The organism is Streptomyces sp. NPDC059398 (assembly GCF_042751845.1).
Lineage (GTDB): Bacteria > Actinomycetota > Actinomycetes > Streptomycetales > Streptomycetaceae > Streptomyces.
The window spans coordinates 140992-151214 of the sequence record NZ_JBHYWP010000004.1 but is presented as its reverse complement, the minus strand read 5'-3'; the positions used below and the strand labels follow the sequence as shown (position 1 = coordinate 151214).

Annotated in this window: 8 protein-coding genes; 5 read left to right on the top strand and 3 right to left on the bottom strand. The window is 70.1% G+C overall.

All coding sequences use genetic code 11. The annotated features are described in order from the left end of the window. Nucleotides 1–58 precede the first annotated feature (58 nt). Nucleotides 59–2569 carry a D-alanyl-D-alanine carboxypeptidase gene (locus tag ACFXBC_RS03340; RefSeq protein ID WP_385018117.1) on the bottom strand — a complete coding sequence of 837 codons (2511 nt, stop codon included), beginning with the start codon at nt 2567–2569 and terminating at the stop codon, nt 59–61. A gap of 193 nt (nt 2570–2762) precedes the next feature. Here ACFXBC_RS03340 and ACFXBC_RS03335 point away from each other — a divergent pair, with 193 nt between their 5' ends. From ACFXBC_RS03335 to ACFXBC_RS03325, 3 genes are all read left to right on the top strand, one after another. Beyond that, nucleotides 2763–3470 (top strand): GPP34 family phosphoprotein, encoded by a 708-nt coding sequence (locus tag ACFXBC_RS03335; protein ID WP_385018115.1) that lies wholly within the window; start codon nt 2763–2765, stop codon nt 3468–3470. Nucleotides 3471–3751: 281 nt separating this feature from the next. Further along, complete coding sequence (locus tag ACFXBC_RS03330) at nt 3752–4609, top strand: helix-turn-helix domain-containing protein (RefSeq protein ID WP_385018113.1); 858 nt, start codon at nt 3752–3754, stop codon at nt 4607–4609. Nucleotides 4610–4802: 193 nt separating this feature from the next. Further along, nucleotides 4803–5012: a DUF397 domain-containing protein gene (locus ACFXBC_RS03325; RefSeq protein WP_385018111.1), complete on the top strand. Its 210-nt coding sequence runs from the start codon at nt 4803–4805 to the stop codon at nt 5010–5012. Nucleotides 5013–5169: 157 nt separating this feature from the next. On the opposite strand, the gene ACFXBC_RS03320 is transcribed toward ACFXBC_RS03325, so the two are convergent. Beyond that, on the bottom strand, nt 5170–6036 hold the full coding sequence (locus tag ACFXBC_RS03320; protein ID WP_385018109.1) for a hypothetical protein: 867 nt from the start codon (nt 6034–6036) through the stop codon (nt 5170–5172). Between the two features lie 157 nt (nt 6037–6193). Here ACFXBC_RS03320 and ACFXBC_RS03315 point away from each other — a divergent pair, with 157 nt between their 5' ends. Continuing rightward, nucleotides 6194–6973: an SDR family oxidoreductase gene (locus ACFXBC_RS03315; protein ID WP_385018134.1), complete on the top strand. Its 780-nt coding sequence runs from the start codon at nt 6194–6196 to the stop codon at nt 6971–6973. A 425-nt stretch (nt 6974–7398) separates the two neighbouring features. After that, complete coding sequence (locus ACFXBC_RS03310) at nt 7399–9009, top strand: sodium:solute symporter family protein (protein ID WP_385018107.1); 1611 nt, start codon at nt 7399–7401, stop codon at nt 9007–9009. Nucleotides 9010–9060: 51 nt separating this feature from the next. On the opposite strand, the gene ACFXBC_RS03305 is transcribed toward ACFXBC_RS03310, so the two are convergent. Further along, nucleotides 9061–10176 carry an ADP-ribosylglycohydrolase family protein gene (locus ACFXBC_RS03305; protein WP_385018105.1) on the bottom strand — a complete coding sequence of 372 codons (1116 nt, stop codon included), beginning with the start codon at nt 10174–10176 and terminating at the stop codon, nt 9061–9063. Between the last annotated feature and the right edge of the window lie 47 nt (nt 10177–10223).

The following is a 10223-nucleotide window of genomic DNA, read 5'->3' as shown; positions in this document are numbered from 1 at the left end:
GCGCCCCTCCCGCCCGCGGCCCCAGCCCCGATGCTCACCCGGACGCCCGGTCGGGCGCTCAGCCGACGCGGGTCAGCTTCGCTCCGAAGCCGGGCTTCGGGAGGTCCTTCTGGAGTGCGACCGGGGCGGTGACCTTGCCAGGACCCGATCCGACGGTGAGCTGACCGACGACCGTTCCGGCCTTCGCCTCGTGCGGGATCGCCTTGCCCCCGTCGCCGATCTTGATGTCGACCTTCAGACCGGCCCAGCCCGCCGCCTCGAAGTCCTTGGTGGCGACCACCGGGGTCTGCCCGCCGAGACCGTCGTCCACGTACCCGACGACCTGCCCCTTCTTCACGACGTTCTGTGAGGTGAGCGCGGACTCGGCGGGCAGCAGGGCCTTCTTGCTCACCGCGTTGACCGTGTCGATGATCGACGGCCCCTGGTGCTGCCCGAGGACCGCACCCACGATGTACTGCGTCGTGTGGCCGACCTTCTGTTCCGCGGCGAAGAGCAGGCTCCCGCCGGCGGTGGTGGTGGAGCCGGTCTTGATGCCGATCACCCCGTTGTAGGGCACCAGCCGGTTGTAGTTGCTCCATGCCTTGCCCGACGGGTCGGTCCAGCTCGGGAGCTTCGTGATGTCCATCAGCGCCGGCATCTTGACCAGTTCCTGGCCCAGCTTGACCTGGTCGGCGGCCGTGCTGACCGTGGAGGCGGTCAGACCCGAGGGGTCGGTGTACTTGGTGTGCGTCATCCCGAGCTTCCGGGCGGTGTCGTTCATCTTCTTCACGAACGCCGCCTCCGAGCCCGCGTCCCAACGGGCGAGCAGCCGCGCGACGTTGTTCGCCGACGGGATCATGACCGCGCTGAGCGCGTCCTTCTCGGAGAGGACGTCGCCCTTCTTGATCGTGTTCAGGGTCGACTCATTGCCACTCTTGTCGTAGTGGCCTTCCTTCTCCGCCGTGGCGTCGACGGGAATCGACGCCCCCTTCGCACCCGGCTTCATCGGGTGGTCCTGCATGATCAGGTAGGCCGTCATCGACTTGGCCATGCTCGCGATCGGTACGGGCTTCTCCGCGCCGAAGCTGTCCATGGTGCCGAGCCCGGCCACGGACATCATCCCCTGGCCCTCGCCCGGCCAGGGCAGCGCGACCTTGGATCCGGAGAAGGAGTACGACGGTGCGGCGGTCAGCTTCAGGCCGGGGTCGGGAAGCGGCCGGACGGCCTGTACGACCGCAAAGATGATCAGCACGAGGAGGACCAGCGGGGTCCAGATCTTGAAGCGCCGGACCGCTGTACGCACCGGGGTCTCCGGCGGGGCCGGCTTGTTGGTCAGCTCGGCCAGCAGGTCGAGCGGCGGCTTGGGCGGCAGCGGCTGCTGCCGGGTCGGCTCGACCAGGGGAGGCTGCGCGGTGTCGGCGCCACCGGCCGCTCCGGCTGCGGCGCTCGCGGCCGGAACCCCGGCCGGGGCCTTGGCGGGCGACGGCACTGGAGCGGGTGTCGGCTTCTTCCGCTCACCGGGTACGTCGTCGGGGCGCAGCGGCACGAAGGTGCTGCGCTTCAGGGTGGTGGTGGGCTGATCCACCGGGCGGGAGGGGATGCGGAAGATACCGGTGGGCTGATCGACGGCTTCACCCTCGGGCTCCGAGCCCGCGCCACCGTCACCGTCACCGTTCGGGTCGGCCTTGCTGTCCGCCTTCGCCGCAGCCTCGCCGCCGGGCTTCGTAGCGGCCTTCTCGTCCACCCTCGGGGTGGTCTTCTCTCCCCCGTTCGGGGCGGCCTTCCCGCCCTGTGCGCCGTCCTTGCCGACCGGCTTCTCGTCGGCCTTCGCAGCAGCCTTTGCGTCTGCGACGTTCGACGGTGCGTCCGGCTCCGCTTCCGGCTTGGCGCCGGGCCCGGTTCCGGGCTTCGCGCCCTGCCCGGCGGCTGCCGCTGTGGGAAACGCAACGGCAGTTCCGGCGCCCGCAGCCTCGCCCGCCCGGGCGTCGCCCGCCTGCTTCGCGTCCGGGGCACCGGTGCCCGCGTCGGCGGCTGCCGCGCCGCCCGATGCGCCCGTTCCGCCCGGCGTGTCCCCTGCTTCGCCGTCGGTGGCCGCGTCGTCACCTGGCCCGGCGGGCCCGTCTGCGCCCCCTGAAGCGCCCGTACGCGCCTCCGCGTCCGACGGAGCCCCTGCGGGCGCGTCGGCGGCGGATGCGGCCCCAGAGGCGGCCTGAGCGCCCCGGGCACCCTCGTCCGGCTCGGCGTCCGCGCCCGCAGCGGAGGCATCCGTGCCCGCCTCGCTCCGGGCACTGCCCGCTTCGGGCCCGTCGACGGAGGGCGTGGGCATGACGCGGGTCTCCGACGCCTCGGGGGTGTCGCCCCCGTCCGATGCGCCGGACGGACCGGACGCGTCCGCCGGGTCGTCCGCCCCGGCGACCCACGCGGCCACCGCCTCACGCAGCCGTGCGTCGCCCGACTGCGAGCCGGACACCGCACCCGCTTCCGGATCCGGCACCGAGCGGAAGACCGCGAGCCTCGGATCGCTCGTACCGGGAGCCGTTCCCTCTGACGACTTCCGCTGCTCCGACTTGTCGGGGGACTCGCCCGCCACCGATGCCTCCTGGATACGCCGCGCGGGTTTTCCCGCCTGTCCGAACCATCTACCAGTGTCCTGTGTGGGCGCTTAACCGCTGCACGGGACAAGAACGACATACGCCCAGGTTCCAGTACAAAGCACCCAGGCGCTCTCGACAGACCAATGTGAGAGGGGTCACCCTGTCACTCATCCACGCGGGGAGGCATGGATGGGCAGGAGCCGCAGAACGATTCCGGAAGAGCTTCTACTGCTCGCTCTGGACCCGACCACGGGTACCACAGCGCAGCCGCAGTCGCTCGACCTCGGCCTGGCCGGAGCCCAGCTAGTAGAGCTGGCTCTGGCAGGACGGATAGCCCCGGACGGGGATCGTATCGCCGTGGTGATGGCACGGCCGACAGGAGATCCGACACTGGACTCCGCACTGGAACTGCTGCGCAGGCGCGGCAGCCCGGTCCGGGCAGTCCACTGGATCGGCGGGCCCCGACTGGGGCTGCGCCAGATTTACCTCGCTCATCTGGAGCGGTGCGGCATGGTGCATGCCGTGGCGGGCCAGATGTGCGGAGTGCTGCCGACGACTCGCTACCAGGCGACGGAGACAGCGATCAGCCGGGACATCAGGGCCCGGCTGGACAGTGCGATCCGCACCGGCGTACCGCCGGACCCGCGGACCGCGGCGCTCGCCGCGCTCGCTCACGCAGTGGGGCTCGGCAAGCACCTCTACCCCGGCAACGAGGGGCGTTCATCACGCTCCCGCCTCCGGGACCTGATCAGACACGACCCCATGGGCGGACTCGTGGCGCACGCGGTCATGGACGTCCAGAACGGTGCGGCGGCACAGCCGCGCCGTCCGGCACCGGCACCGGGCAGCGCCGCGCCGGCGCACCACGGGGCCATGGCCCGGGTGGCGGCGCACTGAGGTAAGCCGCACCACCGGGTGAGCTCAGCCGCAGTACGAGCACGAGCAGTACGGGCACGAGCAGCAGTACGAGCACCAGGACCGCCGCACCGACGTCCCCAAGACCCGGTTCGGGAGCCGCAACACGAACGCGCGGGGCCGGCAAGCCGTCGGCCCCGCGCGCTCACTCTCTGGCCATTTCCCAGCGCAGCGCGTGGCATTGATGGCAATCTGCTGAGCAGTAAGGCCTACCGGCACAGCGCGGTGGGGCTCAGTACGTCAAAGCCGGAGGTGCAGTTCCCGTGGCGTCCAACGTCAATCCCACTGTCAGGCGGCGCCGGCTCGGCCAGGAGCTGCGCAGGCTCCGGGAGCTCAAGGGCATGACGGCCGAAGAGGTCGCCGAGCGCCTGCTCGTCTCCCAGTCGAAGATCAGCCGACTGGAGAACGGCCGCCGCTCCATCAGCCAGCGCGATGTCCGCGATCTCTGCGGTGTGTACGAGGTCGAGGACCACCGGATCGTCGACTCGCTGATGCAGATGGCCAAGGACTCGCGCCAGCAGGGCTGGTGGCATGCCTTCGGCGACATCCCGTACAGCGTCTATATCGGCCTGGAGACCGACGCGGCCAGTCTGCGCGTGTACGACCCGCAGGTCGTCCCGGGGCTGCTCCAGACCAAGCAGTACGCCGAGGCCCTGATCGCCGGTGCACTGCCGGAGACCGCGGTGACCGATATCGAGAAGCGGGTCCAGGTCCGGCTGCGCCGCCAGGAGCGGGTCAGCGCCGAGGAGTCCCCGCTGCGGCTCTGGGTGGTGATCGACGAGTCGGCGCTGCGCCGGGTCGTCGGCGGCAAGCAGCTGATGATCAGCCAGCTGGAGCATCTCGTCGAGCTGTCCCAGCTCCCCCATGTCACCGTGCAGGTACTGCCGTTCGCGGTGGGCGCGCACCCCGGCATCAACGGGCAGTACGCCATTCTGGAATTCCCGGACGCGGCGGACTCCAGCGTGGTCTACATCGAGGGCGTCACCAGCGACCTCTATCTGGAGAAGGCGCAGGATGTGCAGAAGTACAGCGTGATGTACGAGCACTTGCGCGCGCAGGCCCTGAACGTGGAACAGACAAGGGAGTTCATCATGGAGATCGCCAAGGGGTACGCGCGCTGAATGGCAGCGTATGTCCGATTCCTGAAATCCAGGTCCGCACGGTACACCCCAGCTGCCCCGTAGCGTAAGACTGAGCGGCAGAAGCCACTCGGTCGAGTGAACGGCCGTCTCGGGCAGGGGAGTTCGCGAGTAGCGTCGATCAGGCGTCATCGAGAACGCTGACGCAACACGACGACTGCTTACCGGAGCGAACATGGCAATTCAGCAGGGCGCGACCGAGACCTGGACCAAGTCTTCGTACTCCACGGGAAACGGTGCCTGCGTCGAGGTCAGGTCACCGCTTGCCCAGGCCATCGCCGTGCGGGACTCAAAAGTCGCCGACGGCCCGTCGATCGCTTTCGTTCCCGCCTCGTGGAACAGCTTCGTGAGCGAAGTGGGCCAGGGCGCGTTCACTCTCGACTGACCCCCGGTCCCGTGATCACCCGGACCGTGGACAAGAGCCCTCTCGACTGGATCGCCGTCCCGGCCGAGGGGGCTCGGCCCTGACCGGCCAACCGCTTCCGCACCGGTCGGCGCGGCCGGTCAGCGCAGCCGGTCGGCGCAGTTGATCGACGCAGCCGTCAGCGCAGCCGGTCGACATAACGGTCGGTGCCCGGCACGGTCGGTATGAAAGGCGCCACCAGCTCCACCCGTCCCAGGCCGCGCTCGACCAGGTCCCCGTCGAGCCCGGTGAAGTGCGGTTCCCAGACCTCCCTGGGGTCGGACTCCAGGAACCAGAGCAGTGTGAGCCGGGTGTCCACTCCCTCCACCTGCTTCACATACGCCATCCGGTCGCTCGGCAGCGGTGTCGGCCGGAAGACCGTCACCATCGCGGCGGGGCCGCCCGAGAGCCGCTTCGGCAGCCCCTTCGCGCGCAGCCACTCCAGCAACTCCGCCCGCTGTTCCGGGCCTTCGGCGTCGATCACCTCCAGGACCAGACCGGCGTACGGATGGTCGAGCGCGTGGACGTCACGCGGCCCGGCGGCACCGTCCCGGTAGACCGTCGCCTCATGGTCCTGGAACGCCGTGAAGACATGCGTACGGTCCTGGTAGACCCGGCCGTCCCGGTTCAGCCGCCTGTTGATGCCGACGGTCCACTTCATGTGCTCGTCGTAGCGGCCCTCGGTCACCCAGTACGTGGTGAGGTAGCACCCGGCGGTCACCGGCTGGGCGACCGCGGACTTCTCCGGGTAGCGCAGCGCCTGGAGTTCACGGGTGGCGACCCAGCGGCGGCCCGCGTACATCCAGGGCATCGCCATGGCCCCTGCGTAGAAGTGGTCGTCCTCGTACCACCGGTTGTACGCGTACTCATGGCCCGGATGCGGCTCCACCATGGTGATCAGCGCATGGCCAGGCCGCACCCCGTACGGCCCGACCGAGGCCAGCTCGCCGTACACCTCGCTCCGTGTGTCGCCGGCCGCGTGCCCACCGGACGGTTCCTTACTCATCGGTGCCCCCTTCTTCGCCCTCTTCCCTCCGCCTTCGGACGGACCTACTCTGACGTTCCGTCAGGAAAACTGCCAGAGTCCGGAGGATCCCGCCATGGAAAGCCGTCCCACCGAGTCCCCGTCCACGGAAGCCCGGGCCGCCGGGGCGCAGGACGGGATGCTCGCCGGGAAGACCGTCGTCGTGTCGGGGGTCGGTGCCGGGCTCGGCCACCGGATGGCCGCGGCCGTCATACAGGACGGGGGCAACGCCGTACTCGGCGCACGGACCGAGGCCAACCTCGTGAAGTGCGCGGCCGAGATCGACCCCGGGGGTACCCGGACCGCGTACCTCTCCACGGACATCGGCGACGAGTCGCAGTGCGACGCGCTCGCCGCGCTGGCGGCCGAGCGGTTCGGCGGAATCGACGCGGTGGTCCATGTCGCCGCCTGGGACAGCTACTTGGGCGGGCTCCAGGACGCCGACTTCACCACCTGGCAGGGGGTCATCGACGTCAATCTGCTCGGTACGCTGCGGATGACGCGGGCCTGTCTGCCCGGCCTCAAGCAGCGGGGCGGGTCGGTCGTCTTCGTCGGGACGCAGTCATCGGTCGCCGCGCCATCGGAGGTGCACCAGGCCGCCTACGCGGCGTCCAAGGGCGCACTCACCTCGGCCATGTACTCACTCGCCCGCGAGCTGGGACCGCACCGGATCCGGGTGAACACCGTGCTGCCCGGCTGGATGTGGGGGCCGCCGGTGCAGGCGTTCGTCCGGTTCACCTCGGAGAGCGAGGGCGTCCCCGAGGCGGAGGTGCTCAGCCGGCTGACCGGCCGGATGGCGCTGCCCGAGCTGGCGACGGACGGCGATGTGGCGGACACCGCGCTCTTCCTGGCCTCCGACCGCGCACGGGCCATCACCGGTCAGTCCCTGCTGGTCAACGCCGGTGAACTGATGCGCTGAACCGCCCAGTCGGGCCTCCTCTTCTCGACCGCACGGGACCCGCATCCCGTGCGGTCCTGCCGTTCTGCCGTACTGAATGCCGTTCTGCCGTACCGCCGTTGTGCCGTACTGCTCCCGGATGGCTGCCGCTGGCGAAGTGCCCGCTCATGGTGTGGCCCCCGTCACTCCGAGAGCAACCGGTCCGGAGGTCAAGAGGGCGTAAAATCGTTCTGCTTGCTGATCTGTGTTCATATTTGTGATCGCCCAACCCTTGACCGGCCCTTGGCGCAGAGGGTTCAATCCGTGAAGTCCCCACTCCCGCACGGGGCACCGCCCGATCGGCGTACTCCCGATCGACGTACTGGCGAAGCGTTTCCCCGTTCATCGAGGTTCCCTCGCGGTTCAACGAGATGAACTCAGTACAGGCGGACCCCTGGAGGGGGCACATGAACAGTCTCGACTGGACCGTGCTCATCGGTTACTTCGGCGTGATGATCGCGATCGGCTTCTGGTCCCACAAGCGGGTCGACGACGTGAGCGACTTCTTCACCGCCGGCGGCAGGATGCCGTGGTGGCTGTCCGGCATCTCCCACCACATGTCGGGCTACAGCGCGGTGATGTTCACCGGGTACGCGGGGATCTCGTACCAGTACGGACTCACGTCGATGGTCACCTGGTCGCTCCCGATCGCCATCGGCATCGGGATCGGCGCGAAGCTCTTCGCGCCCCGGCTGAACCGGCTGCGCTCCCGGCTGCATGTGGCATCGCCGCTCGAATACCTCAAGGAGCGCTACAACCTCCCCACCCAGCAGGCGCTGGCCTGGTCCGGGCTGCTGCTGAAGATCGTGGACGTCGGGGCCAAGTGGGCGGCCATCTCCACGCTGCTCTCCGTCTTCACCGGCATCACCCTCACCCAGGGCATCCTCATCACCGGTGTGATCACGGCGGTCTACTGCACGGTCGGCGGTCTGTGGGCCGACGCGCTCACCGAACTGGGGCAGTTCATCATCCAGCTGATCGCCGGAGTCGCGATGCTGGTCGCCGCCATGGGCAAGCTCGGCGGCTTCAGCGCGCTGTGGACGGTCTGGGACAAACTCCCGAGCGGCCACTCCGACCCGACGGCCGGCCCGTACACGATGACCTTCCTGCTGGCGTATCTCTTCATCAAGACCTTCGAGTACAACGGCGGCATGTGGAACCAGGCCCAGCGCTACATGGCCACCGACTCCGCACGCTCCGCGACCCGTTCGGCCACGCTCTCCTCGCTCCTCTGGCTGGTCTGGCCCGCCGTTCTCTTCTTCCCCATGTGGTGTGCGCCGCTGCTCGTGCACGCGCAGAAGCCGGACGCGTCCGACGCGTACGCGCTGATGACCGAGTCGCTGCTGCCGCACGGGCTGCTCGGTCTGATCGTCGTCGGCTTCTTCTCGCACACCATGGCCATGTGCTCATCGGACGCCAACGCCATCTCGGCCGTCTTCACCCGGGACATCGCCCCGGCGATCTCGGCGACGGCCCGTCAGTGGAGCAGCCGTGCAGGCCTGTTGGCCGCCCGGGTCTCGACGCTCGGCTTCCTCGCACTGTCGATGGCGCTGGCCACCCAGATCAACTCGCCGACCTTCAAGGACATCATCTCGGTCGTCATCAAGTGGGTGGCCGGTCTGATGGGGCCGATCGCGATCCCGTTCATGCTCGGCCTGCTGCGCCCGTTCCGTAAGTCCGGGCCTACGGCAGCCCTGGTCAGCTGGGCGGCCGGGCTGCTCGCCTTCTACTTCACCAACTACCACCTGGACGGCTCGGCCAACACGGATGTCGCCCTGGAATGGCAGGTCTCGCTGCCGCTCGCGGTCTCCCTGGTGCTGTACGTCCTCATCGGCTTCGTCAAGCCGGAGGACACCCCGGAACGGGACGCGATCATCGCCCGGGTCAACCTGGACGGCGACGGCCCGGACGGGGCGGCTGCGGCGGCGACGGTTCCGGCGCAGGGCAGCGGGGCGCATGCGGAGTCGCTGGGATGGGAAGGGGCGGACGGCCACGCGGGCGGCCGGCTGGACGGCTGAGGGGGCGGTTGCCCGGCCGGCTCCGTCGGACGGTCTGACCGGCCGGCTCCGTCAGCCCCTCGGGTAGCGCTCCAGCCAGGCCGGGGTGGTCAGCGCCGGGCTGTGCAGGGCCGGGCCCTGGGTCATCTCCATCGAGAAGTCGTCGGCGAGCTGGAGCAGCGTGGCGCGCCCCTCCAGCTCCGCGAGCCACCCCGGCGGCAGGGCGGTCTCGCCGTGCAGGGCGCCCAGCAGGCTTCCGCAGATGGCGCCGGTGGCCTGGGACGGTCCGCTGTGGTTGACGGCGAGGCGCAGCCCATGGCGTACGTCCTCGCCGACCAGCGCGCAGTACACCCCGATCGCGAGCGCGTCCTCGGCCAGTTCGCCGCCGCCCAGCGATTCGACCCGGGCTGGGTTCGGCATCCCCTGGCGTACGGCGCCGAGCGCGTGCTGGAGGGCGTCGGTGACCGGCTGGTGGCCGGGGCGCGGGGTCAGCTGGCCCAGCGCGCGCTGCACCGCCGCATCCAGGCTCTCGCCGCGCGCGAGCCCGTGCACGATGACGGCGTGCGCTCCGGCGCTCAGATAGCCGGTGGGGTGGCCGTGGGTCTGTGCGGCGCACTCGACGGCCAGTTGGAAGACGAGGCCCGGCTCCCAGCCGACCAGCAGCCCGAAGGGAGCGGACCTGCTGACGGCGGACGCGTCGCGCGCCTCCGGGTTCCTGGGTTCGTCCAGGGTGCCCATCACCTCGTCGCCGAACCCGGCCAGACAGCTCCGTGCCGGGTCGCGGCGGGCGTACAGCCACTCCTCGCAGGCGAGCCAGCCGTTGTCCTTGCGGCGCTCGTCGGGGCCCCACTCGCGCTGGGTCGCCGCCCACCGCAGATGGGCCCGGTACACATCGGTCGGCGGATGCCAGGCGCCCGTGTCCCGGCGGACCTGCGCGCGTATCAGGCCGTCGACGGTGAACAGGGAGAGCTGGGTCGCGGCCGTGACCGCCCCGCGTCTGCCGTACACGGCGACGAAGTCGGTGAGCCCGCCGGCGCCGTGCGCCTCCCGTATCGCGTCGAGCCCGTGCCCCGCGACACCCGCCCCGAGCGCATCGCCGAGCGCACCGCCCAGCAGGCAACCGCGCACCCGGCTGCGGAAGTCCTGCTGCTCGGTGCGGCCCCAGAGCGGGGTGGTTGATGCGCTCATGGCGAAGCACTCTAATTGAACCGGATGGGGAGTGGCCCTGTCGGCCG

What these genes read in the sequence shown, in the direction of transcription:
- ACFXBC_RS03305 (WP_385018105.1), bottom strand. Translation starts at nt 10,176, where the DNA reads ATGAGCGCATCAACCACCCCGCTCTGGGGCCGCACCGAGCAGCAGGAC.
- ACFXBC_RS03325 (WP_385018111.1), top strand. Translation starts at nt 4,803, where the DNA reads ATGGCAATTCAGCAGGGCGCGACCGAGACCTGGACCAAGTCTTCGTAC.
- ACFXBC_RS03320 (WP_385018109.1), bottom strand. Translation starts at nt 6,036, where the DNA reads ATGAGTAAGGAACCGTCCGGTGGGCACGCGGCCGGCGACACACGGAGC.
- ACFXBC_RS03315 (WP_385018134.1), top strand. Translation starts at nt 6,194, where the DNA reads ATGCTCGCCGGGAAGACCGTCGTCGTGTCGGGGGTCGGTGCCGGGCTC.
- ACFXBC_RS03310 (WP_385018107.1), top strand. Translation starts at nt 7,399, where the DNA reads ATGAACAGTCTCGACTGGACCGTGCTCATCGGTTACTTCGGCGTGATG.
- ACFXBC_RS03335 (WP_385018115.1), top strand. Translation starts at nt 2,763, where the DNA reads ATGGGCAGGAGCCGCAGAACGATTCCGGAAGAGCTTCTACTGCTCGCT.